Below are 23,079 nucleotides of genomic sequence, written 5' to 3' on the forward strand. Positions count from 1 at the left end.
CGATCTGACCGGCTGCGCCGATGGTGCGGCCGGTTCGTTCCGAAGAACAAGGGCACGCCACAGTGACGATCGTGACCGGCAAGACCGAGGCTCGCCGAAGACTGCAACCCGGGAGGTCCGGCGTGCTGCGGAAGATCTGGGAGCATCGCGCTGACTACGCGTATGTGCTGCCTGCGATCGTCGTGATGCTCATCGTCATCGCTTATCCAATCTACTACACGGTCGAACTGTCGTTCTTCAATACGCCGCCCGGTCTGCAGCTCCGCGACAAGATCTTCATCGGCTTCGACAACTACACGGCCATCCTCACAAGTCAGGTGTTCTGGAAGGTCACGTGGAACACTCTTGTCTGGACATTGGCATCCACTTTCATCTCCTTCGCCCTCGGCTTTGCCGCCGCGCTGGCGCTCCACCGCGACTTTTTCGGCCGCGGTGTCCTGCGCGCCATCCTCATCATTCCCTGGGTCATCAGCGCGGTCGCCGCGTCCTACATCTGGAAGTGGATCTACCATTCGGATTTCGGCATCATCGGCGCGGTGCTGGTCGGCCTCGGATTGGCCGACCGGCCGCCGAATTTCATCGACAGCGTCTCAACGGTGCTGCCCTCCCTGATCGTCGTCAACATCTGGCGCGAATTTCCGTTTGCCATGATCATGATGATGGCCGGTCTGCAGACGGTTCCCGACCAGCTGCTGCGCGCCGCAAAGGTGGACGGAGCCAATGCATGGCAGCGCTTCTGGCACGTCACCTTCCCGCATTTGAGAAACGTCTCGACAGTGACGATCCTCCTGCTGGCAGTGGCCAACTTCAATTCCTTCATCATCCCCTGGATCATGACCGGCGGCGGGCCGTCGAACGCATCGCATATCTGGATCACCCATATCTATGAGCTCGCCTTCGGCCGGCAACGCTGGGGGGTGGCATCGGCCTATTCGGTGCTGCTGTTCCTCATCCTGATGGCGTTCGGCTACTTCTACGTCCGCGCGCTAAGCGGCAACGACAGGAAGGATGGCAACGCATGAGCACGATTGCCGAGACAGCCGCTCGAGGCCAGGCCCGTCGCCGCCTGCGTTTCGACGGATGGCGGTGGGGCGGACGCATCTTCCTCGTATTCATGCTGCTTTACACCGCGTTGCCGATGGTCTGGATGCTGATCACCTCGATCAAATCCGGCTTCGCCGCGATGCAATTCCCGCCGCAATGGTGGCCTGACCAGCCGACCCTTGCCAGCTACCAGAAGCTGCTCGATCCGCAAAACAGCGTCGGCCAGGACTTCCTCCGCTTCTTCTGGAACAGCCTCTTCGTCTCCACCGCCACGACTGTCCTTTCGGTGATCGTGGCGGTTCCCGCGGCCTACGCGTTTTCGCGCTTCACCTTCCCGGGCCGGAACTTCCTGTTCTTCACGGTCCTGCTTCGCAACATGTTCCCGGCGGTGATCTTTCTCGTGCCGCTCTTCATCCTGATGCGCGCGATCGGGTTGGTGAACACGCATGGCTCGCTCATTCTCACCTATCTCACCTTCGGCCTGCCGCTGGCGATCTGGCTGCTCAAGGGTTTTTACGACAACATTCCGGTGCAGCTCGAGCAGGCGGCGCGCATCGACGGGGCGACGCGGTTCCAGGCCTTCATCCTGATCGTGATGCCTCTGTCGACGCCGGGCATCATCGCCACCGCAATCTATTCCTTCATCGGCGCATGGAACGAGTACATCTATGCCTACACCTTCCTTTCGAAGAACGAGCAGTTGACCCTGCCGGTCGGCATCCAGCGCTTCTTTTCGGAAAACACGACGGACTTTCCAGGCCTGATGGCGGCGAGCTTCATGATGAGCGTGCCCGTCGTGGTGCTGTTCCTCGTCCTGCAGCGATACTTCGTACGCGCCCTGACAGAAGGCGCGGTCAAGCATTAGGGAGTTGCCGATGGCCCACGTGGTCCTCAAAGATCTGGTCAAGACCTATGGCGGCTTCAAAGCTGTCAACGACGTTTCGCTGACGGTCAATGACGGCGAATTCGTTGCGCTCGTCGGGCCTTCGGGCTGCGGCAAGACGACGACGCTCAATCTCATCGCCGGGCTGATCCCGATAACGTCGGGCGATATCTTCATCGGCGACCGGGTGGTCAACGATCTCGATCCCAAGGACCGGGACATCGCAATGGTGTTCCAGAACTACGCGCTCTATCCGCAAAAGTCGGTCTATATGAACCTCGCCTTCCCGCTGCAAATGCGCAAGCTGCCCAGGGATGAGATCGACAAGAAGGTCAGGGAAGCGGCGAAGGTGCTCGATATGACGCAGTTGCTTGAGCGCAAGCCACGCGAACTCTCGGGCGGGCAACAGCAGCGCGTGGCCCTGGGTCGCGCCCTCGTTCGAGATCCGGCGGTATTCCTGATGGACGAACCGCTCTCCAATCTCGACGCAAAGCTGCGCGTGCAGATGCGGTCCGAAATCAAGCGGTTCCACCAGGACCTCAAGGCGACGATCGTCTATGTGACGCACGACCAGCTCGAGGCCGTGACGATGGCCGACAGGATGGCTGTGATGAACGGCGGCTTCCTGCAGCAATACGATTCGCCGGCGCAAGTTTTCGCCCATCCCGCTAACATGTTCGTCGCGAGCTTCGTCGGCAGCCCGGCGATGAGCCTTATCCCGCTGGAGGCATCGACCGCAAACGGCGGCACCGTTCTGACCAGCGCGGAAGGCTGGAGCCTGCCGCTGTCGCAACTCAACGCGCGCAAGGTTCTGGGAGCAACCACCAGGAAGATCGTGCTCGGCGCGCGACATTCGACGATCAAGCTGCACAAGAGCGCCGCCCCCGGCGCCATTCCGGCCAAGGCCTATACGGTGGAGCCAACCGGAGACGTCACCTTCGTGCAAGCGTTCCTCTCCGGCGCGATCGTCAACATCAGTGTGGCCCCCAACATCGCCGTCACACCCGACGAGCACATCTGGCTCGAGTTCGATCAGGAACGCATCCATCTGTTCGACGGCGAAACGGAGATGGCCCTCCATGCCGATTGAGCCAGGGGAACGCGTGGGGGAATGCGTGTGAATGACCACAAAACTTAAGATCACGGCGATCAAGCCTTATCCGGTGTGGGTGGGAACCCGCAACCAGATGCTCGTCAAGGTCGAGACCGACCAGGGCATATATGGCTGGGGCGAGAGCGGTTTGAGCGGTCGCGAAAAGGCCGTGGCCGGCGCGATCGAGCACTATCGCGAATTCCTCATCGGCCGCGACCCGATGCAGATTGGTCGGATCTGGCAGGAGGTTTATCGCAGCCAGTACTTCGAAGGCGGACGCGTTCTGCAGGCGGCGATTTCCGCCATCGACATTGCCCTTCACGACATCAAGGGCAAGGCGCTGGGGGCGCCGGTCTACCAGTTGCTCGGCGGCAAACAGCGCGACCGCATCCCCACCTTCGCCTCGACCGGAGACGAGGCCGAGGGCGATATTGCCATCGAGCGAGCCCGGGAACTGTGCGCGCAGGGGTGGCAGGCGATCCGCTTCTTCCCCATCGGGCAAAGCAGCAAGGACATCTTCGAGCCGCGCGAGTCGATTGGCGCTACCGCGAGGATGCTAAACAAGGCACGCGAGGCGCTGGGCGACGAGGTGGTCCTTGGTATCGACTATCATCATCGGCTGTCGGTGGCCGAGGCGGCGAGCTTCTGCAACAAGCTCGGCCGTGGCGTGCTCGATTTTCTTGAGGAGCCGATACGCGACGAGACACCGGAGGCCTACGAATCCCTGCGCACGATGACCGACATCCCGTTCGCCATCGGCGAGGAATTTGCCAGCAAATGGCAATTCCTGCCCTACATCGAGCGCGGCATCCACCAATTCAACCGGCTCGATGTTTGCAATGTCGGCGGGCTCACCGAGGCGATGAAGGTCGCTGGCTGGAGCGAGGCGCACTATGTCGACCTGATGCCGCACAATCCCCTTGGCCCGGTCTGCACCGCCGCAACCATCCATCTGGCCGCGGCGGTGCCGAATTTCGCGTGGCTCGAGACCAGGGCGCCGGAAAGGAAGCTGGGCTTCGACAATTCCGAGTTCTTTCCCGTCCAACCACGGCTGGACGGCCCTGATTACCCGGTCAGCGATTTGCCGGGACTGGGCGTCGAGATCAATGAAGAGGCGATCCAGGCGCAGAGCTTCCGCTTCTGGGAAGCGCCTCACCTCAAGCGCCGCGATGGTTCAGTTACGAACTGGTAGCTCAATTCCAACCGGAGTCCATTATGACGCATACTCCCGATATCACGCAGCGGCCGCCAAAAGACCTGATCGACGCGCTAAGGGAGATTGGCGCCGCGACGGTTGCCGGCACGCTTGGCCACATGGGCTTCCGCAATCCGCACATGGTCGGTCCGGTGGCGCAGAACCACGGGAAGTCGATCGTCGGGCCGGCGCTGACGCTGCAATTCCTGCCGCAGCGGCCCGACCTCTTCAGCGAGGGAGAATACGCCGACCCGGAAACGCAATTGCACCGGCACGTGCTCTATCACGCTCAGGAGGGCGATGTGGTGGTGGTCGACGCGCGCGGCGACATGAGCTCCGGCGTCTTCGGCGATATGATGTCGACTTATTTCAAGGGCAGAGGTGGCGCGGGCATCGTCATCGACGGGTGCATGCGCGACCGGCCCAATGTCGAGAAGCTCGACCTCCCCCTTTGGCTGCGCGGCTGGACACCAAATTATCATGTGCAGACCAGCATCTACCCCAATGCCGTCAACGTGCCGATCGCCTGTGGCGGTGTCACTGTGATCCCCGGCGACATCATCGTGGCCGACGACGACGGGGTGGTGGTGCTTCCGCTCGCAATGGCCGCAAACGTGATCGAAGAATCACAGAAGCATCACGAGTGGGAGGAGTTCTCGCGCATGAAGCTGATGCAGGGTGCGCCGCTGCAGCGCTACTATCCGCTGCATGACGATGCCCGCGGCGAATATGAGGAGTGGCGCAAAGCCAATCGCCCGGCGGATTGACGTGGGACCACGCGGCGTATGTCGACTACATCCACTCCGGTGTGACAGCATTCGGCACCCGAGCCGTTCAAGTGAACTATTGCCTCGCAAGCAAGGGACCGGCTTGGCCGGCGGCCCCCGCCAAGCGCAAATGCGCTGTTACTGGTCCGTCTCAGCCGGGACCGCGTCGCCGACGAGCTTCCCGTTCAAGGAAGGCGCTTTCTTCGGGCGTGGCAGCAGCTCCGACACGGAAGGCGAAGGACGTGACCCGCGTCGCATTGGTGTCGATTCCGCACCGGAAGCTCAGATGGTACCATGTCGTTGCCGTGCGGAAAGCGGTGTCGGGGGCGTCAAGAATATTGCCGACTTTCAGCGGGATAACTGGGATCAATTGGGGAAAATTGGACGCGTCCTTCAGCTCCTGCTCCAGAACGCTGGCGCAAAGTTTGGCCGCCCGCTGGTCGCGAGGCACGTCGGCCATCGAGTTCGTTGCGAACACATCACCGGTAGCGCCTTGTGAAAAGAGCTTGCGGACGCCCGGAAGGCCCGAATACGCCCGTGATGTGGCCGCGGCCACCTCCGTGGAGCTTGGCTCTCCGGTGCTTCCGCGTCCTGACTTCGCAGCCTTGGAAGGGCGGGGTTTCGGCACATTTTCGGGTCTGGTTTGAGGCGCCTGAGCCGACGCTGGAAGCTCGATCTCACCGTCGTCACCGGGGTTGGTCAAAGGCATTGCTGCCACGGATGCCTGCTTGTCCGCGTCTGGAGCCCCCGCCTCCTGTTTGTCTGCTTCCGGCTTCTCGTCAACCTTAGCTGACTCTGCCGGCCCTCCGGCGTCTGGCGCCGGAGCGGGTTTACTCTCTGCATCCTTTGGAGCGGCAGCCGGCTTTGGCTCGTTATCCTTGGCGGGCGATGGGGCATTAGCGCTGCCTCCATCCAGGGATTTCCGGGGGCCGGTATCGTTGTCGCCGTACTGGAAAACAGGCTTCAGCACCTCGATTGACGACGGCTTTTCAGGCGTCGGCTTTTCAACCTTCTGCTCGGGAGGCTTTTTCGCCTCGGGTTTCTTTGGAGACGGCGCGGGAGCAGGTTTCGGCTTTGGCGGATCGGGCGGAGGTACGAGTGCGACGTTGACCGGTTGCTCCTCCTGCGGCTGTTCCGGAGGCGTGGGCAGGCCGTAAATCAGGAGCGCGGCGATGAGCGCGTGCAGGATCAGCGATGCGGGCAAGGCCCACAGCAAAGTCCGACGCCCCTCAAATGTCTCGTCCTTCATGCCTCACGATGTGGAGCGAAACTGCGGCCGCATCAAGCGTTGCCGCCGCATTGGCGCATTTTAGCCGCAGCCCCGCCGCGCTCGTGCTGGGCTGCGGCCGTTCCGCATCGTGCGATGCTGACGGCTCCTTGAGCGCCCACGCGTGGCAAGTGCGCGCACCGGCTGGTTGCTGTCAAAAGACACCACGACCACGCGACCAGCATTGCTACGACGCTCGCCAATCCCAAAAGATTGAGCTGGAACACGTTCAGGAGTTGCAGGCGTATATGGTACGAGCCCACATCTTGTCTTGCCGCAAAGTTCACCCTCTGATTCCCTGCGCCAAGGCTGTAAAAGCTGATTCTTGCACCTGGCGTGTTCAAACGGCGCGTTCCGGGATGAATCTTTTGTCGATCAATTCCAAGGAGACAAGACGATGAGCACCGCGGCAAGGCCCGTCATCTCTGAAATGCGGCCGAAGATAACCGTTGTCGGCGTCGGCGGTGGTGGCGGCAACGCGGTCAACAACATGATTGCGGAAAATCTGCAGGGGGCGGAATTCATCGTCGCCAACACCGATGCCCAGGCTCTCACCATGTCGAAGGCATCGCGGCTGATCCAGTTGGGAGCCCATGTCACGGAAGGCCTGGGCGCCGGATCGCTGCCCGCGGTCGGCCGTGCCGCAGCCGAGGAATCGATCGACGAGATCAGGGACCACCTTGCGGGAACCCATATGTGCTTCGTGACCGCCGGCATGGGAGGCGGCACTGGAACCGGTGCCGCGCCCGTCATAGCGAACGCTGCCCGGACAGCCGGCATCCTGACGGTGGCGGTCGTCACCAAACCGTTCACCTTCGAAGGAAAACGCCGCATGCAAGCCGCCGAAGAGGGCATCGACCGGCTTCGCGAATGCGCCGATACCGTGATCGTTATTCCGAACCAGAACCTGTTCAGGATCGCCGACGCGAAGACGACTTTCGCGGACGCCTTCGCCATGGCCGATCGCGTCCTTTATTCCGGCGTGGGCTGCATCACCGACCTCATCGTCAAGGAGGGGCTGATCAATCTCGACTTCGCCGATGTGAAGTCGGTGATGCGCGACATGGGCCGCGCGATGATGGGTACCGGGGAAGCCACGGGTGAGGACCGCGCCAAGAAGGCCGCCGAAGCGGCTATCGCGAACCCGCTTCTCGACGAAGCCTCGATGATCGGCGCCAAGGGCGTCCTGGTCTCGATCTCGGGCGGCATGGACATGACGCTGTTCGAAGTCGACGAGGCCGCCACCCGCATCCGCGAGGAGGTCGACGCCGACGCCGACATCATCGTCGGCGCCATATTCGACCGGGCACTGGCCGGAAAATTCAGGGTCTCAGTCGTCGCTACAGGATTGCGGCCGGGACTTGAAATGCCACAGTAAGCAAGGATCCGGTAGCTCACCTAACGGAGCTGCCGAGGCGGAGGCCGCTGCGACGAGGCCTATCAGGGGCGAAGGCTCCTGCTCGGACGCGCAAGATGACGTCCTTCATTCCCCGCTTCGCTGGTCGGGAAAACCCGAACGGGCACGAGGCGTGCTATTCGCTCTGGCGGTGAGCCTGACAACGTCGCTGTCGGCCACCGCGGAGCAGGTTTCCTCGGTGGATCTCGAGTTGGTTCTTTGTGTCGATGTATTGTCTTCAATGAGCCAGGCGGAACAACGGCTGCAGCGGGAGGATATGTCAACGCACCGCTCGATGCCGCAGTGTTGCAGTCCATTGTATCCGGCCGGCGTGGTAATGCCCATATCTGTCTCCTTCGACCAATATGAAGATCATAGGCCGTCCTTCAAAGGAATCCTGAATCCTTTAAATCGCTGGCACTAGCCAGATGGCGGGCAACCACAGGGTGGACATTTCAGCCCACATGGAAAATGATCATGTTGCCATGCACAATACTGCAGGGCTCTGATATCGACGAGAAGCCTGAGTGTAGAAGCGGATCAATCGACCCTCCGGGTCCAGCGAGTGGGGACGCAAATGGACACCCCCGAGAATGGGCAATTGCATCGCGGCGCGGGCTGGCGACCCCGTCGATCGGCCGGCTGGCTTGCCCGCGCCGTCCTGTCGGCAACATTCCTGCTCGGCATGGCTTTCGGCAGCACTGCGTTTGCGCAGGACCAGCAGCTACCCGTGGTGACGGCGGCCAAGCCGGTGGTCCGTGAAATCGTTGAAGACGACGAGTTCGTCGGACGCTTCGAAGCCGTTGACCAGGTCGCCATCCGTTCGCGCGTCAGCGGCTATCTGGACAAGGTCAGCTTCCAGGATGGCGCACTGGTCAACAAGGGCGACCTGCTCTTCACCATCGACCAGCGTCCGTACCAGGCGGCTTATGATGCCGCCAAATCGCAAGTGAACGTCGCCAAGTCCCTGCTCGAATTCTCCAAGATGCAGCTGGATCGCGCCGACGAACTCGCCAAGACCGGCAATATCTCGGCCGCGACGGTTGACGACCGCCGGCGGGAATACCTTTCGGCACAGGCGCAGATGCAGGGCGCGACGGCCGCGCTGACGTCGGCCAGCCTGAATCTGGAATTCACCGAGATCAAGGCGCCCTTGTCCGGCCGTATCGACCGCCGGCTGGTGTCGGTCGGCAACCTCGTACAGCCGGATTCCACCTTGCTGACGACCATCGTTACCCGCGATCCGATCGACTTCTATTTCGACGTCGATGAGCGCCTGTATTTCAGCTACGCCCGCGACGCGAAGGAGCGCGGCGGCTCGATGCAGGAAGGCGCCGGCGGGCTCGAGGTGGTGGTTCGCGTCGCCGACCGCGCGGAGGCGGTCTTCAAGGGCAAGCTCGATTTTGCCGAGAACCGGATCGACAACGCGACCGGCACCATGCGGGTGCGTGCAACGTTTCCCAACGCCGACGGCGTTCTCCAGCCAGGCATGTTCGGGCGCATCAACGTGCCGGGGTCGCTGCCGCATAGCGGCGTGCTGGTGCCCGACGAGGCGATCGGCGCCGATCAGGATCGCCGCATCGTGTTCCTGGTGGATGAGGCCGGGATGGTGTCGGCGAAGCCCGTGCGCACCGGCCCGCTTCTCGACGGCTACCGGGTGATCCGCTCGGGCCTGACCGGCAACGAGACGATCATCGTCAACGGGCTGATGCACGCCAGGCCCGGCACCAAGGTGAAGGTCGAGATGGTGACATTGCCACCCAAGGTCGAAACCGCCGGGTTGCAGCAATGAGGTTCGCACATTTCTTCGTCGACCGTCCGATCTTCGCATCGGTCGTTTCGATCGTTCTGCTGATTCTCGGCGGGATTGCTTATACCCAGCTGCCGGTCGCGCAATATCCCGAGATCGCGCCGCCGACCATCGTCGTTCGCGCCCAGTATCCGGGCGCCGACGCCGAGACGGTCGCAGCGACCGTGGCAACGCCGATCGAGCAGGAGATCAACGGCGTCGAGGGCATGCTCTACATGTCGTCCTATTCGTCGGGCGACGGGGCGATGGCGCTGACCATTACCTTCAAGCTGGGCACCGATCTCGACCAGGCGCAGGTGCTGGTGCAGAACCGCGTGTCGGTCGCCGAGCCGCGCCTGCCCGAAGAAGTCCGCCGCCTCGGCATCACCACCACCAAGAGCTCGCCCGACCTGATGATGGTCGTGCACATGCTGTCGCCCGACAATACCTACGACCAGCTCTACGTCTCGAACTACGCCCGCTCGCGGGTGCGTGACATACTGCTCAGGTTGGACGGCGTCGGCGACCTTATCATCTTCGGCGAACGCGAATATTCGCTGCGCATCTGGCTCGATCCGGAAAAACTGTCGGCCCTGGGGATGACCTCGGGCGATGTGGTGCAGGCGCTGCGCGACCAGAACGTCCAGGTGTCGGGCGGCTCGATCGGCGCGCCGCCGACCAACATGGGCACGGCGTTCCAGTACACGGTCACCACGCAAGGCCGCTTCAACGACGCGCGCGACTTCCGATACGTGATCGTCAAATCGACCGAAGACGGCCGCCTGATCCAGCTGCAGGACGTGGCGCGCATCGAGCTCGGCGCCAAGGATTACGTCACCAACTCCTATCTCAACGGCAAACCGGCGGTGGCGCTCGCCATCTTCCAGCGGCCGGGCACCAATGCGCTCGCCGCAGCCGCGGAGATCCAGGACAAGATGAAGGAGCTTTCCCGCGACTTCCCGAAGGGGTTGAGCTACGACATCGTCTACAATCCGACCGAGTTCGTCGCCGAGTCGATCCAGGAGGTCTACAAGACGATCCTGGAGGCGATGGTGCTGGTCATCATCGTCATCATCGTCTTCCTGCAATCGTGGCGCATGGCGATCGTGCCGATCGTGGCGATCCCCGTGTCGCTGATCGGCACACTGGCGGTGCTTTACGCCGCCGGCTTCTCGCTCAACATGCTGACGCTGTTCGGCCTCGTTCTAGCGATCGGCATCGTCGTCGACGATGCGATCGTCGTGGTCGAAAACGTCGAGCGCAATATCGCCAGAGGGCTGGCGCCCAATCCGGCGTCGCACCTGACTATGGACGAAGTCGGAACGGCGGTCATCGCGATCTCGCTGGTGCTGATAGCCGTGTTCGTACCGACAGCCTTCATCCCCGGCATTTCCGGGCAGTTCTACCTGCAGTTTGCGATCACCATCGCGGTGTCGACGGCGATCTCGGCATTCAATTCGCTGACGCTTTCGCCGGCGCTGGCCGCACTGCTGTTCAAGCCGCACCACACTGCTGCGGCGCCGCCACGCTTTTTCCTGGCGCGGTTCGGTCAGACGCTCGCCGACGGCTTCAATCGCGGCTTCGACAGGCTCGCCCATTGGTATTCGAGCATCGTCCGCGTGCTGGTTGGCTCGCGGATAGCGATCGGCGCCATGCTGGCCGTTTTTGCGGCCCTCATCTACGCCACGGTCTATATGGCGCAGACGGTGCCGCGCGGTTTCATTCCGTCGCTCGACCAGGGCTATGCGATCGTCGTCGTCCAGTTGCCGGACGGCGCCTCACTGTCGAGGACCGATGCTGTCATCCAGCAGGCGTCGCAGATCATCCAGAAAACCCCAGGCGTCGACTACGCAGTCGCCTTCGCCGGCTTCTCCGGCGCGACCTTCACCAACGCCAGCAACGCGGGCGTGATCTTCGCCAGGTTCAAGCCGTTTGACGAGCGACTGAAAGCCGGCCAGTCCGCGACCCAGGTCATCGGCAATCTGTTCGGCAGCCTGCAAAGCATCAAGGAAGCCTTCATTATCGCACTGCCGCCGCCGCCGATCCGCGGCGTCGGCAATGCCGGCGGCTTCAAGCTGCAGATCCAGGAGCGCAACAGCGCCGACATGCGGCAGATCCTGGCGCTTGCCTACGAAATCGCCGGCAAGGCCAACAAGACGCCGGGGCTGACGGGCGTGTTCACCACCTTCTCCGCGTCGAGCCCGCAATTCTTCCTGGCGATCGATCGCGACAAGGCGCGCATCCTGAACGTGCCGATCCCCAACATCTTCGAGACGCTGTCGATCAATTTGGGCACCGCCTACGTCAACGACTTCAACGCTTTCGGGCGCGTCTACCAGGTGCGGGCGCAGGCCGACCAGGCGTTCCGCCTCGATCGCGCCGACATCTTGAAACTGAAGGTGCGCTCGGCGACCGGCGCGCTGGTTCCGCTAGGCACGTTGATCGAGATCCGCGACGTCACCGGCCCGGCGCTGGTCCAGCGCTACAACATGTACGTTTCGGTGCCGCTGCAGGGCAACGCCGCGCCCGGCGTTTCCACGGGCGACGCGCTGGCATTGATGGAAGGGATCACGGCGCAGACGCTGCCGGCCGGTACCTCCTATGAATGGACCGAGCTCGCCTATCAGGAGCGCAACACCGGCAATGCCGCTGTCTATATTTTCGGACTGTCGGTGCTGTTCGTGTTCCTGGCGCTGGCGGCGCAATATGAAAGCTGGGTGCTGCCGTTCGCCATTGTGCTGGTGGTGCCGCTGGGCGTGCTCGCGGCGCTGCTCGGCGTGTCGTTCCGAGGGCTGGACAACAACATCCTCGTGCAGATCGGCCTCATCGTGCTGATCGGGCTTGCCGCCAAGAACGCGATCCTGATCGTCGAATTCGCGCGGCAGGCACAGGAACGCGGCCTGTCGGTCGCCGAGGCTGCCGTCGAAGCCTGCCGGCTCAGGCTGCGACCGATCCTGATGACCGCCTTCGCGTTCATCCTCGGCGTCGTGCCGCTGATGATCGCAACGGGCCCAGGCGCAGAAATGCGCCAGTCGCTCGGCACCGCGGTGTTCTCCGGCATGCTCGGCGTCACCTTCGTCGGCCTGTTCCTGACGCCGGTGTTCTACGTCACGCTCAGGTCGCTGTTTTCACGGCGCAAGCCGCGTGCCGAGGCCGAGCCTTCGGCGCCGGCAGAGGCGCCCTCGGAGACGGCCGCCGAATAGGGTTACGAATTCGCCGCGTCGGGCGCGGCTTATCGCTCCAGAAAATCGGCGCGACGCGGCAACGTCAACGATCTGAGTGATCTCGGCGTCGAGGTGCGGTGGAGACCCTGCTCGGCGAGACGATGCCGGGCGGCGGCATAACTGGCACGCTCGCGGATGTCTTCGCGAGAAATGCCGGCATCCGCCAGTGTGCGGTCCGGGACTCGCCTCAAGCTCGCAAGCGTCTGGCGATAGGCAAGCCAGCGCGCGAAACGCTGTCGAAGTTGATAGAACATAATCGTCTCCTTTGGCGGGCGGAACGCCCGCGCCTGAATTAATCGAAAGCGCAAAGCATCGGTTCAAAGCATACTCGATCGAAGGGATTGCGCCGGCTTGCTAGCATGCCGAGGCGCTTGTCGCCGCCCCGCAAGGCGGGATTTGTCCAACATTTCCAAGGCTCGCATACTTGCGCGTGGTGCCCGCTTCACGCTACAGCCACGGTCGCAACGATTTTTTCATTTCTGCAATATGGATATCGACTGGGACGATCTGAGGTTGTTTCTCGACGTTGCGCGGCTGGGTGGCTTGAGCGCTGCGACGGGAACCACGCGCCTAAGCGCGGCCACCCTTGGCCGACGCGTCACCGCGCTTGAAAAGCAGATCGGCGAACCGCTGTTCGTGCGTCAGCAGACAGGCTACCGGCTGACGCCAGTCGGTGACGAACTGCTGCGGCGCGCCGAAGATGTCGAGGCCGCAATGCAGTCACTGACCCGCTGGCGCGAGGGCAGCCTGCCCGACCGCATTGTCCGCGTCTCGGCCGGGCCATGGACCTCGACCTTCGTTTCCGCCCATATCGGCGAAATCTGGACGGTCGATGACGGCATAAGGGTGGAACTGATCACCACTACCGACCGGGTCGACATCGGCCGCCGTGCCGCCGACATCGGCATTCGCGGCGAGCGCCCGACCGAACAGTGGCTGGCCGGCCGTCAGAGCGGCAAGGTTGCACATGCCATTTATTCCGGACGCCACCTGATCAACGGCATCGCCGCCGGGTTGTTCGTCGGCGTCACTGGCGAAGGCGCAAACATTGCCTCGGCGCGCTGGCTGCAAGCTCATCACGGCGACCGCATCGCGGTGCGGGGCAACAACGCCCATTCGGTGCGTGAACTGGTGGCCGCCGGCGCCGGCCTTTCGATCTTCCCATGCTTCGTCGGTGACAGCGACCCGCGGCTGGTTCGCGTCGCTCAGCCCATTCCAGAACTCGAAACCGACCAATGGATCGTCACCCATCACGAGGAACGTCACTCCCCGCCGGTACGAAAAGTCGCCGACCGGATCGCGGCCTTGATGCGGGCGCACCAGCCGCTGTTTCGCGGCGAGACGCCTATCCGGTAAGCCTCAGTCGATCGCCCGCCAGCCGAGCGCATGCTGGCGCTCGTTCCTGGCCGCCACTGAAGCCGGGGACAAAGAGGCGGTTGTCGACACAGTTACGGCCAAGCGCGGTGGAGCGTTAGCGTCTGACCGCCGGCTCCGACAGAAAAGTTCCTGCTCGAAATCCGAAACCGCTGCCATGCGCCTGCTGTGAGCCGCCAATGTCGCTGCTCCGTTGCGAGCTGTCCATAGATAGGCGCCGCGACCGGTGGCGTCTCTCCCGTGTCGGCTCGGATAGGCGATCTGGAACGAGCGCCACATCCAAGAGCCGGCCGCATCTACTCCGCGGCCTGAAACCGATTGACCTGGATGATCGCCCTGATCTCGGCCCGGCAGGAGCCGCAATTGGTGCCGGCCTTCAGGGCGCCGCCGATGGCATCGACGGTCGCGCAGCCGGCCGTCACTGCCGCCACGATCTGGTTGACCCCGACGCCGAAACAGGAACAGACGATCGCACCGGCATCTGGCCGTTCGGCTCCAGCGCGGCCGGCGACGATGCGGAAGCGTTCGCGCTGGCTGGCGTGCACCTCCTCGAGCTGTTGCGCCGCCCAGCCGCGTGATACCGCGACCGGGCCGGACGCAACGAACAAGGCCCCGGCGAGGTGCTTGTCATCGAAGGCGGCGATACGGTGCTGGCCCGCGTCGCGGTCGTGATAGGCGAGCATTTCGGTTTCCGGCGGCGCGCCGAACAGGGACTGGGCAAAGCCTGTCCAGTCGATCTCCGCCTCGGCGAAAGCGAGTTCGATGCGCCAGCCACCCCTGCAGCGGGCTGCTGCCCAGTAGTCGGCGTCGATCGCCTCGGGACGTCGCCGCGTCACGGCGAAGCCAAAAGCTTTTGCGGCGAATTTCTCAAGCCGAACCGCGACGTGTTTCAAGGCGGGCTGACCGGAAACGGGGTCGGTGAGCGACGCGGTCAACGCGTCGAGCCGGCCCTTGGCGGCGAACTGGTCGGTCCAATGCATCGGTGCAAACAGGCTGCCACGGCGCTGGCGGGACGTGATCATTGCGCGCACGAGCACCTCGCCGCGCGGGCTGGAGATACGCACGATGTCGGCGTCGCCGATGCCGTAGCGCTGCGCATCCGCCGGGTGAATCTCGACGAAGGGCTCCGCGATGTGCTGGGACAGACGGGGGCTTTTGCCGGTCCGCGTCATGGTGTGCCAGTGGTCGCGGACCCGGCCGGTGTTGAGGATGAGCGGATAGTCCGGATTGGTGCGGCTTTCCGTGGCGGCCCGAATGGCGACGAACCGCGCCTTGCGGTCGGCTGTGTAGAAATTACCGTCGGCGAAGAAACGGGTGATGGAGGGACCAGGTGCGGTCTTCTGGGAGCTCGACGCTGGCCACTGGAAAGGTGCCAGCGCGTGATAGTCTTCTTCATCGACACCTGAATAGGCACCGATATCGAAATCGCGCGCGCCGTCATTCTCGAAGCCCGACAGCGCGGCGTGTTCGGCGAAGATTTTCGCCGGCGACGAATAGGAAAATGCTTCGCCAAAACCCATCCGCTTGCCAACCTCGGCGACAATCCGCCAGTCGGGTCGCGCCTCGCCGGGTGTTGGCAGAAAGGAGCGCTGGCGCGAGATCCGGCGCTCTGAATTGGTGACGGTGCCGTCCTTCTCGCCCCATGCGGCGGCGGGCAACCGGACATGGGCATGGCGTACGGTGTCGGTCTTGGCCAACACGTCCGACACCACGACGAAGGGGCAGGCCTTGATTGCTGCTTCAACGGCGTCGGCATCCGGCATGGAATCGACCGGGTTGGTAGCCATGATCCACAGCGCCTTGATGCGTCCGTCGGCGAGCGCCTGAAACATCTCCACCGCCTTCAGGCCGGGCTTTTGCGCAACGGCCGGCGCGTTCCAGAAGCGCTGCAGGCGGTCGCGATGCTCAGGGTTTTCGATCTCCATATGGGCGGCCAACATATTGGCCATGCCGCCGACCTCGCGGCCACCCATGGCGTTTGGCTGGCCGGTCACCGAAAACGGCCCTGCCCCGGGTTTGCCGATCCGGCCAGTGGCGAGATGGCAGTTGATGATGGCATTGACCTTGTCGGTGCCCGACGAAGACTGATTCACGCCCTGGCTGTAGACGGTGACGGTCTTCGCTGTGGCCACGAATAGGCTGTAGAAGCGGCCAAGCTCTTCCTCGCTGAGGCCAGTGGCGGCGGCAATGCCGGCAAGGTCGAGCTTCGAGGCGGCGAAAAGCGCTTGCCCGAAACCGGTCGTGTGCGCCGTGATGTAAGCGCGGTCGAGCGCGTTGTGCTGGCCGAGATAAGCGAGCAGCCCCATGAACAAAGCAACGTCGCCATCCGGCGCGATCGCCAGATGCATGTCGGCGATGTCAGCAGTCATGGTACGCCGCGGGTCGACCAGCACGACCTTCATGTCGGGCCGCTTTTCCCGCACTGCTGCGATGCGCTGGTAGAGAACGGGATGGCACCAGGCGAGGTTGGAGCCGACCAGCACGATCAAGTCGGCGAGCTCGAGATCCTCATAGGTGCCCGGCACGGTGTCGGAGCCGAAGGCGCGTCGGTGGCCGGCCACCGATGAGGCCATGCAGAGGCGGGAATTAGTGTCGATGTTGGCCGAGCCGACAAAACCTTTCATCAGCTTGTTGGCGACATAGTAATCTTCGGTCAGCAACTGTCCGGAAACATAGAAGGCGACCGAGTCCGGACCGTGCTCAGCGATGGTCCGCGAAAAGGTCGTGGCGACGCGGTCGAGCGCTTCGTCCCAGCCGGCGCGGCGCCCGTCGATTTCGGGGTGGAGCAGCCTGCCGTCGAGGTCGATGGTTTCGGCCAGGGCCGAGCCCTTGGAGCAAAGCCGGCCGAAATTGGCAGGATGGTCGGGATCGCCGCGGACCGACACTTGCCCGTCCGCGGCGACCTTCGCCAGCACGCCGCAACCCACCCCACAATAGGGGCAGGTGGTCCTCACCTCGCGCGCTGCGTCGATTTCCATGATTCAGGCCGCGCGGCTGGCCAGCGCTTCCAGCGCAATGAACAGGTGCTCGCCCTCGATGCGCACCGGAATGGTGCGCACCACACCTTCATCGGCGCCCAGCGCCTTGCCCGTCTCCAGCGAGATCACCCAATTGTGCAAGGGACAGGTCACCGCGGTGCCATGGACAATGCCTTGGCTCAGCGGTCCGCCTTTGTGCGGGCAGTGGTCGTCGATTGCATAGACCTGATCGTCCTGGGTGCGGAAGACCGCGACCTTGCCTTCCGGCGTGGCGACGCAGCGCGCCCCACGGCGTGGGATGTCTGAGAGCGAGCCAATGGCGATCCAATTCATCATGCTCACTCCGCCGCCTGCGCAAACCCGACCGAAGCCATCGGCCTGAACTCGTGCTTGTCCTTGCCGGAGACGCGCTCCGACCACGGGTCGACCTGGGCGAATTTCTGGCTGAAGACGAAGCGGTCGTAGTAGGCCTTGCGCTTGTCGCCGTTGTCCATGATCTGGCGCTTGATCTCCGGGATGCCGATGCGCTTGGCCCATTTGTAGATGCGTTCGAGATAGCGGCCCTGCTCGCGATACATCTGCGTCAGCGCCACGATATGTTCGAGCGCCTCGTCTTCTGTCTTCACAAGGCCGAGCACCTCGGTGCCCTTGATGTCGAGGCCGGCCGCTCCGGCAAAATGGATCTCGTAGCCACTATCGACGCAGATCACGCCAACATCCTTGCAGGTTGCCTCGGCGCAGTTCCTCGGGCAGCCCGACACCGCCATCTTGACCTTGGCAGGGGTCCACGAGCCCCACATGAACTTTTCGATGCGGATGCCGAGGCCCGTCGAATCCTGCGTGCCGAAACGGCACCAGTCCGAACCGACGCAGGTCTTCACCGTGCGCAACCCCTTGGCGTAGGCATGGCCGGAGACAAAGCCGGCCTGGCCGAGATCGGCCCACACCGCCGGCAGGTCTTCCTTGCGGATGCCGAGCATATCGATGCGCTGGCCGCCGGTGACCTTGACCATGGGGATCTCGAACTTGTCGACGACATCGGCGATGGCGCGGAGTTCCGCGGCGTTTGTCACGCCGCCCCACATGCGCGGCACCACCGAATAGGTGCCGTCCTTCTGGATGTTGGCGTGAACGCGCTCGTTGATGAAACGCGACTGATAGTCGTCGGCATAGTCGTCCGGCCAGTCGCAGACGAGGTAGTAGTTGAGCGCCGGCCGGCATTTGGCGCAGCCGCAAGAAGTTGTCCATTCCAGCTCCTGCATGACGGCCGGAATGGTCTTCAGGCTCTTGGCGATGATCAGCCGGCGCACCTCGTCATGGCCGAGCGTGGTGCAGCCGCACATAGGCTGTACTGCTGCCGGGTTGTATTTGTCGCCGATGGTCAGCACCATCAGCTTCTCGACCAGCCCGGTGCAAGAGCCGCAAGAGGCCGACGCCTTGGTGTGGGCGCGCACGTCGTCAAGCGAGGTCAAGGCCTTGGCCGTGATCGCGCCTGTGATCTTGCCCTTGCAAACGCCGTTGCAGCCGCAGATTTCCGCATCATCCGGCAAGGCTGCAACGGCCGCCATAGGGTCCAGCGGGGCACCCCCCTGGTACGATTGGCCGAAGATCAGTGTGTCGCGCATCTCCGATATGTCGGTCTGCTTCTTCTTGAGATCGTTGAACCAGGCCCCATCCGCCGTCTCGCCATAGAGCACGGTGCCGATGATGCGATCGTCCTTCAGCACCAGGCGCTTGTAGACGCCGGCCGCGGCATCGCGCAGCACGATCTCCTGGCGGTCCTCGCCCTCGGCGAAGTCGCCGAGCGAGAACAGGTCGATGCCGGTGACCTTGAGCTTGGTCGGCGTGTCCATATGGACGAAAGCGGCTGCCTCGTCGCCGGCAAGCTGGCGTGCCGCAACGCGTGCCATCTCGTAAAGCGGCGCCACCAGGCCATAGACCTGTCCGTTGACCTCGGCGCATTCGCCGAGTGCGTAGATATCGGGATCGTTGCTGCGCATGCCGGCATCAACGACGATGCCGCGGTTGACGGCGATGCCAGCCTCTTTGGCCAACGCCGAATTCGGCCTGATACCGACGGCCATCACCACCAGCGTCGCCGGAATGACGGTGCCGTCGGCAAGTTCGACCTGCCCGACCTTGCCGTTGCCTGTGATCGCCTTTGTGTTGGCCTTGGTGATGACCTTGATGCCGCGCTGTTCGACGGCGCGCTGCAGGAGATAGCCGGCGGCCGGATCGAGCTGGCGCTCCATCAGCGTCGGCATGACATGCAGCACGGTGACGTCCATGCCTTGGGCGTTCAAACCGGCTGCCGCCTCGAGCCCGAGCAGGCCGCCGCCGATGACCACGGCCTTGGCGCGCGACTGCGCGGCAAGCATCATCGCCTGCACGTCGTCGAGGTCGCGATAGGTCAGCACGCCCGGCAGATCATGGCCGGGTACCGGAATGATGAACGGCACCGAGCCGGTGGCGATGACGAGCTTGTCGTAAGGCTCGGTGACGCCATGATCGGACGTGACGGTCTTCGCCGTCCGGTCGATCGCGATGATCTTGTGACCCTTGTAGAGGGTGATGTTGTTGGCGATGTACCAGCCGTCGCCGTGGATGATGATTTCCTCATAGGCCTTTTCGCCCGACAGAACCGGCGACAGCATGATGCGGTCGTAGTTCACGCGCGGCTCGGCGTTGAAGATGGTGACGGTGTAGCGACCGGGAGCTTGCTCAAGCAGATGCTCAAGCATGCGCCCCGGGGCCATGCCATTGCCGATGATGACGAGTTTTTCGCTCATGGCGTTACTCCGCGGCTTCGACAAAGCGGTGGCGTTCGTAGAGGAACTTCAGCACCGCCTCGCGGCAGCGCAGGAAGGTGCGGTCCGAAGAGAGTTCGATGCGCCGGCGCGGACGCGCCAGCGGCACCGCAAGCACCTCGCCGATGGTCGCCGCCGGGCCGTTGGTCATCATGACGATACGATCGGACAACAGCACTGCCTCGTCGACATCGTGGGTGATCATGATCGTCGTCGAGCCGAGCCTGGAATGGATGTCCATCACCGCATCCTGCAGATGGGCGCGCGTCAGCGCGTCGAGCGCGCCGAACGGCTCGTCGAGCAGCAGGATCTTCGGTTCCATGGCCAGAGCCCTGGCGATGCCGACGCGCTGCTTCATGCCGCCCGATATTTCGGCTGGCCGCTTGTCCTTGGCATGCGCCATCTGGACGAGATCGAGATTGCGCATGATCCAGTCATGCCTCTCGGCCCTGCTCTTCGAACGTCCGAGGACTTTCGATACCGCCAGGTTGATGTTTTCGTAGACGGTGAGCCACGGCAGCAGCGAATGGTTCTGGAACACCACGGCGCGTTCGGGTCCGGGGCTGTCGACTTCCTTGTCTTCGAGTAGCACGGCGCCGGCGGAAACCTTGGTCAGCCCGGCGATCAGGTTGAGCAAGGTCGACTTGCCGCAGCCGGAATGACCGATGATCGAGACGAACTCGCCCTTGTCGATGGTCAGCCTGATGTCCTTCAGCACCTCGCTGACCTGATTGCCGCGGGCAAAGGATTTGTCGATATGATCGAGTTTCAGATAGGCTTTCATCACCCTCTCCTCACTTTGCCGTTGTGCCGCGGGTGACGAAGGCGCCGACCGCCGCGACCAGACGGTCGAGGCAGAAGCCGGTGACGCCGATATAGGCGAGCGCGACGATGATGTCGGGCAGCCGCGACGAGTTCCAGGCATCCCAGATGAAGAAGCCGATGCCGACGCCGCCGGTCAGCATTTCGGCGGCGACGATGGCGAGCCAGGACAGGCCGATGCCGATCCTGAGACCGGTGAAGATGTAGGGGGCCGCGGCCGGCACCATGATCTTGACGAAGAATTCGAACTGGTTGAGCCGCAGGATGCGCGAGACGTTGCGGTAGTCCTCGGGGATGTTGCGCACGCCGACGGCGGTGTTGATGATGATCGGCCAGATCGAGGTGATGAAGATGACGAAGATCGCCGACGGGCTGGAATCGCGGAACGCTGCCAGCGACAGCGGCAACCAGGCCAGCGGCGGCACGGTGCGCAGGATCTGGAACACCGGATCGAGACCGCGCATCGCCCAGATCGACTGGCCGACCAGCGCGCCAAGCGCGACGCCGACGACCGCCGCCAGGCCAAAGCCGATGGCGACGCGCTGCAGCGAAATCAGCACCCGCCACGCCAGCCCGATATCTTGCGGACCATTGTTGAAGAACGGATGGGCGATCAGGTCATAAGCCTCGTTCCAGACCTGGCTCGGCGGCGGCAGGCTGGCGGTGGGCGACGAGCAGGCGATCTGCCAGACGACCAACATCAGGGCGATGACGATCGCTGGCGGCACCAGCGCACTGGCCAGTTTGCCGGCGATCACGATCGGATCAAAGCGGCGCCGCGCCTTGGCGGTGAAGGCGATGACCTCCGCCGGCTTCGCGGGGAACGCCTTCACCGTTGTGTCCTCGATAGTCTGAATCGACATGTCTGGGAAAAACTCCTTGGGGCAGATCTGGCGACAAACGGCTTGCACCGTTTGCGCCGGATTAGGCGGATGCCTTGATCTTCAGGCTGTCGAGATAGGCGGACGGGTTGGCGGGATCGAAGACCTTGCCGTCGAAGAAAGTCTCGACGCCGCGCGATGAAGACGCCGGGATGTCGGCCGCCGCAACGCCGAGATCCTTGGCCGCCTCGCGCCACAGGTCCTCGCGGTTGACCTGGTCGACGAGTGCCTTGATGTCGGTGGTCGGCGCGAATTTTCCCCAACGGATGTTTTCTGCGAGGAACCAGCTGTCGTGGCTCTTGAAGGGATAGGAGACGCCGCCGTTCCAGAATTTCATGTAGAGATCGGTGCCGGAGGCGACGCGGCCATTGCCGTAATTGATGTCGCCCTTGAGGCGGCCGATGATGTCGGCGACAGGGACGTTCATCCATTGCCGTTTGCCGATGATGGCGGCCATCTCGTCCTTGTTCTCCATGGCCTCGCACCATTGCTGCGCTTCCATGACGGCCATCAGGATCGCCTTGGTGGCGTTCGGGTATTTGTCGATGAATTCGGCGCGCAGGCCGAGCGCCTTTTCGGGATGGCCCTTCCACAACTCGCCAGTCGTGGCGGCAGTGAAACCGACGCCCTGATGGACGAGCTGTTCGTTCCACGGCTCGCCGACACAGAAGACGTCCATGTTGCCGACCTTCATGTTGGCGACCATCTGCGGCGGCGGCACGACGATGGTCGAAACATCCTTGTCGGGATCGATGCCGCCGGCGGCGAGCCAATAGCGCAGCCAGAGGTCATGCGTGCCGCCCGGGAAAGTCATGGCGGCCTTGATCTCCTTGCCGGCTGCCTTCTTGGCGGCGAAGGCGTCCTTCAGCTTGGAGGCATCGAGGCCGACACCGGTGGCGGCATATTCCTGCGCCACCGAAATGCCCTGGCAGTCGTAATTGAGCCGCGCCACGATCGCCATGGGCATCGGCTGGTTGTTCTGCGTTACCTTGCCTGTGTGCATGAGGTAAGGCAGCGGCGTCAGGATGTGGGCTCCGTCGATGCCGTTGGCTTCGCCGCCGAGCATCAGATTGTCACGCGTCGCGCCCCAGGAGGCCTGCTTCAGCACTTCGACATCGGGCATTCCGTGTTTGGCGAACAGCCCCTTCTCCTTGGCGATCATCAGCGGTGCCGCATCGGTCAGCGCGATGAAGCCGAGCTTGGCGCCGGTGACTTCCGGAGCAGTCGTGGCGGCATAGGCGCCCGAGGGGAAGAGCTTGCGAGCCGCTATGAACAGACCTGCGGTCATGGCACTGCTGACAAGAAAATCGCGACGCGTCACATCCTTGAGCGACGCGCCTGTCCCGATCCATTGCTTCATAGTCTTCTTCATCGTCGTCTCCAGTTGAACGCGAGGGCGTTGGCCCAAAACAAAAAAGCCACCGTCCAGGCCTCACGCGTCCGTACATCCGGGATCGCATCTTGACCTGAGCGGCAGCTTTGCCTGTGGCGCCCGCCATTGGACGCCTGTTCCGTGACCCGCGAAGGGCCTGACTACTTCAAAGCAGGAACCGTGCCAG

At 63.2% G+C, this 23,079-nt stretch carries 17 protein-coding genes; 9 read left to right on the forward strand and 8 right to left on the reverse strand.

Features of this window, described 5'->3' with window-relative positions; genetic code table 11:
• The first annotated feature begins 62 nt into the window (after window positions 1-62).
• Genes AC1D1N_RS10060 through AC1D1N_RS10080 form a run of 5 tightly spaced genes read left to right on the forward strand, consistent with a single transcriptional unit; the run spans window position 63 to window position 4,982 of the window.
• The gene (locus AC1D1N_RS10060) at window positions 63-1,022 is read left to right on the forward strand and encodes a carbohydrate ABC transporter permease (RefSeq protein ID WP_436260787.1); all 960 of its coding nucleotides are present in this window, start codon (window positions 63-65) and stop codon (window positions 1,020-1,022) included.
• A complete protein-coding gene (locus tag AC1D1N_RS10065; RefSeq protein WP_112562097.1) occupies window positions 1,019-1,909 on the forward strand; it encodes a carbohydrate ABC transporter permease in 891 nt (296 codons plus the stop codon). Before AC1D1N_RS10060 ends, AC1D1N_RS10065 begins: the two co-directional genes overlap by 4 nt.
• A 10-nt stretch (window positions 1,910-1,919) precedes the next feature.
• On the forward strand, window positions 1,920-3,017 hold the full coding sequence (locus tag AC1D1N_RS10070) for an ABC transporter ATP-binding protein (protein ID WP_436260788.1): 1,098 nt from the start codon (window positions 1,920-1,922) through the stop codon (window positions 3,015-3,017).
• Window positions 3,018-3,048: 31 nt separating this feature from the next.
• Window positions 3,049-4,212: a mandelate racemase/muconate lactonizing enzyme family protein gene (locus AC1D1N_RS10075; protein WP_477348254.1), complete on the forward strand. Its 1,164-nt coding sequence runs from the start codon at window positions 3,049-3,051 to the stop codon at window positions 4,210-4,212.
• A 23-nt stretch (window positions 4,213-4,235) separates the two neighbouring features.
• Entirely contained in the window at window positions 4,236-4,982 is a 747-nt protein-coding gene (locus AC1D1N_RS10080) for a ribonuclease activity regulator RraA (protein ID WP_477348256.1), read from the forward strand.
• Between the two features lie 151 nt (window positions 4,983-5,133).
• Here the strand turns inward: AC1D1N_RS10080 and AC1D1N_RS10085 are convergent, their stop codons facing one another.
• Window positions 5,134-6,231, reverse strand: coding sequence for a DUF930 domain-containing protein (locus tag AC1D1N_RS10085; protein WP_477348258.1), 1,098 nt, complete (start codon window positions 6,229-6,231; stop codon window positions 5,134-5,136).
• A gap of 415 nt (window positions 6,232-6,646) precedes the next feature.
• Here AC1D1N_RS10085 and ftsZ point away from each other — a divergent pair, with 415 nt between their 5' ends.
• The 3 genes from ftsZ to AC1D1N_RS10100 all read left to right on the forward strand — a co-directional run bounded on the left by ftsZ (window position 6,647) and on the right by AC1D1N_RS10100 (window position 12,637).
• Window positions 6,647-7,627, forward strand: a complete 981-nt coding sequence (gene ftsZ / locus AC1D1N_RS10090; protein WP_352561451.1) for a cell division protein FtsZ — start codon at window positions 6,647-6,649, stop codon at window positions 7,625-7,627.
• A 703-nt stretch (window positions 7,628-8,330) separates the two neighbouring features.
• The gene (locus tag AC1D1N_RS10095; protein WP_436262033.1) at window positions 8,331-9,437 is read left to right on the forward strand and encodes an efflux RND transporter periplasmic adaptor subunit; all 1,107 of its coding nucleotides are present in this window, start codon (window positions 8,331-8,333) and stop codon (window positions 9,435-9,437) included.
• Window positions 9,434-12,637: an efflux RND transporter permease subunit gene (locus AC1D1N_RS10100; protein WP_436260791.1), complete on the forward strand. Its 3,204-nt coding sequence runs from the start codon at window positions 9,434-9,436 to the stop codon at window positions 12,635-12,637. Before AC1D1N_RS10095 ends, AC1D1N_RS10100 begins: the two co-directional genes overlap by 4 nt.
• A 29-nt stretch (window positions 12,638-12,666) precedes the next feature.
• Here the strand turns inward: AC1D1N_RS10100 and AC1D1N_RS10105 are convergent, their stop codons facing one another.
• Window positions 12,667-12,912 (reverse strand): DUF1127 domain-containing protein, encoded by a 246-nt coding sequence (locus AC1D1N_RS10105; RefSeq protein WP_477348261.1) that lies wholly within the window; start codon window positions 12,910-12,912, stop codon window positions 12,667-12,669.
• A gap of 232 nt (window positions 12,913-13,144) precedes the next feature.
• On the opposite strand from AC1D1N_RS10105, the gene AC1D1N_RS10110 reads away from it, so the two are divergent.
• The gene (locus AC1D1N_RS10110) at window positions 13,145-14,014 is read left to right on the forward strand and encodes a LysR family transcriptional regulator (RefSeq protein ID WP_436260793.1); all 870 of its coding nucleotides are present in this window, start codon (window positions 13,145-13,147) and stop codon (window positions 14,012-14,014) included.
• A gap of 314 nt (window positions 14,015-14,328) precedes the next feature.
• On the opposite strand, the gene AC1D1N_RS10115 is transcribed toward AC1D1N_RS10110, so the two are convergent.
• From AC1D1N_RS10115 to AC1D1N_RS10140, 6 genes are all read right to left on the reverse strand, one after another.
• Window positions 14,329-17,010, reverse strand: a complete 2,682-nt coding sequence (locus tag AC1D1N_RS10115; RefSeq protein ID WP_477348263.1) for a nitrate reductase — start codon at window positions 17,008-17,010, stop codon at window positions 14,329-14,331.
• Between the two features lie 3 nt (window positions 17,011-17,013).
• Window positions 17,014-17,343: a nitrite reductase small subunit NirD gene (nirD, locus tag AC1D1N_RS10120; protein ID WP_477348855.1), complete on the reverse strand. Its 330-nt coding sequence runs from the start codon at window positions 17,341-17,343 to the stop codon at window positions 17,014-17,016.
• A 5-nt stretch (window positions 17,344-17,348) separates the two neighbouring features.
• Window positions 17,349-19,799, reverse strand: a complete 2,451-nt coding sequence (nirB, locus tag AC1D1N_RS10125) for a nitrite reductase large subunit NirB (RefSeq protein WP_477348265.1) — start codon at window positions 19,797-19,799, stop codon at window positions 17,349-17,351.
• Window positions 19,800-19,803: 4 nt separating this feature from the next.
• Window positions 19,804-20,601, reverse strand: a complete 798-nt coding sequence (locus AC1D1N_RS10130; RefSeq protein ID WP_112562110.1) for an ABC transporter ATP-binding protein — start codon at window positions 20,599-20,601, stop codon at window positions 19,804-19,806.
• 10 nt (window positions 20,602-20,611) lie between these two features.
• Window positions 20,612-21,502 carry a nitrate ABC transporter permease gene (gene ntrB / locus AC1D1N_RS10135; RefSeq protein ID WP_352583552.1) on the reverse strand — a complete coding sequence of 297 codons (891 nt, stop codon included), beginning with the start codon at window positions 21,500-21,502 and terminating at the stop codon, window positions 20,612-20,614.
• Between the two features lie 61 nt (window positions 21,503-21,563).
• Entirely contained in the window at window positions 21,564-22,892 is a 1,329-nt protein-coding gene (locus tag AC1D1N_RS10140; RefSeq protein WP_477348267.1) for a CmpA/NrtA family ABC transporter substrate-binding protein, read from the reverse strand.
• Window positions 22,893-23,079: the final 187 nt, after the last annotated feature.

The organism is Mesorhizobium sp. P2_B5, from assembly GCF_056404775.1.

Excerpts from the sequence above, each read along its gene's own strand:
- AC1D1N_RS10065 (WP_112562097.1), top strand. The coding sequence starts at position 1,019 with ATGAGCACGATTGCCGAGACAGCCGCTCGAGGCCAGGCCCGTCGCCGC.
- AC1D1N_RS10070 (WP_436260788.1), top strand. The coding sequence starts at position 1,920 with ATGGCCCACGTGGTCCTCAAAGATCTGGTCAAGACCTATGGCGGCTTC.
- AC1D1N_RS10075 (WP_477348254.1), top strand. The coding sequence starts at position 3,049 with ATGACCACAAAACTTAAGATCACGGCGATCAAGCCTTATCCGGTGTGG.
- AC1D1N_RS10080 (WP_477348256.1), top strand. The coding sequence starts at position 4,236 with ATGACGCATACTCCCGATATCACGCAGCGGCCGCCAAAAGACCTGATC.
- AC1D1N_RS10085 (WP_477348258.1), bottom strand. The coding sequence starts at position 6,231 with ATGAAGGACGAGACATTTGAGGGGCGTCGGACTTTGCTGTGGGCCTTG.
- ftsZ (WP_352561451.1), top strand. The coding sequence starts at position 6,647 with ATGAGCACCGCGGCAAGGCCCGTCATCTCTGAAATGCGGCCGAAGATA.
- AC1D1N_RS10095 (WP_436262033.1), top strand. The coding sequence starts at position 8,331 with ATGGCTTTCGGCAGCACTGCGTTTGCGCAGGACCAGCAGCTACCCGTG.
- AC1D1N_RS10100 (WP_436260791.1), top strand. The coding sequence starts at position 9,434 with ATGAGGTTCGCACATTTCTTCGTCGACCGTCCGATCTTCGCATCGGTC.
- AC1D1N_RS10105 (WP_477348261.1), bottom strand. The coding sequence starts at position 12,912 with ATGTTCTATCAACTTCGACAGCGTTTCGCGCGCTGGCTTGCCTATCGC.
- AC1D1N_RS10110 (WP_436260793.1), top strand. The coding sequence starts at position 13,145 with ATGGATATCGACTGGGACGATCTGAGGTTGTTTCTCGACGTTGCGCGG.
- AC1D1N_RS10115 (WP_477348263.1), bottom strand. The coding sequence starts at position 17,010 with ATGGAAATCGACGCAGCGCGCGAGGTGAGGACCACCTGCCCCTATTGT.
- nirD (WP_477348855.1), bottom strand. The coding sequence starts at position 17,343 with ATGAATTGGATCGCCATTGGCTCGCTCTCAGACATCCCACGCCGTGGG.
- nirB (WP_477348265.1), bottom strand. The coding sequence starts at position 19,799 with ATGAGCGAAAAACTCGTCATCATCGGCAATGGCATGGCCCCGGGGCGC.
- AC1D1N_RS10130 (WP_112562110.1), bottom strand. The coding sequence starts at position 20,601 with ATGAAAGCCTATCTGAAACTCGATCATATCGACAAATCCTTTGCCCGC.
- ntrB (WP_352583552.1), bottom strand. The coding sequence starts at position 21,502 with ATGTCGATTCAGACTATCGAGGACACAACGGTGAAGGCGTTCCCCGCG.
- AC1D1N_RS10140 (WP_477348267.1), bottom strand. The coding sequence starts at position 22,892 with ATGAAGAAGACTATGAAGCAATGGATCGGGACAGGCGCGTCGCTCAAG.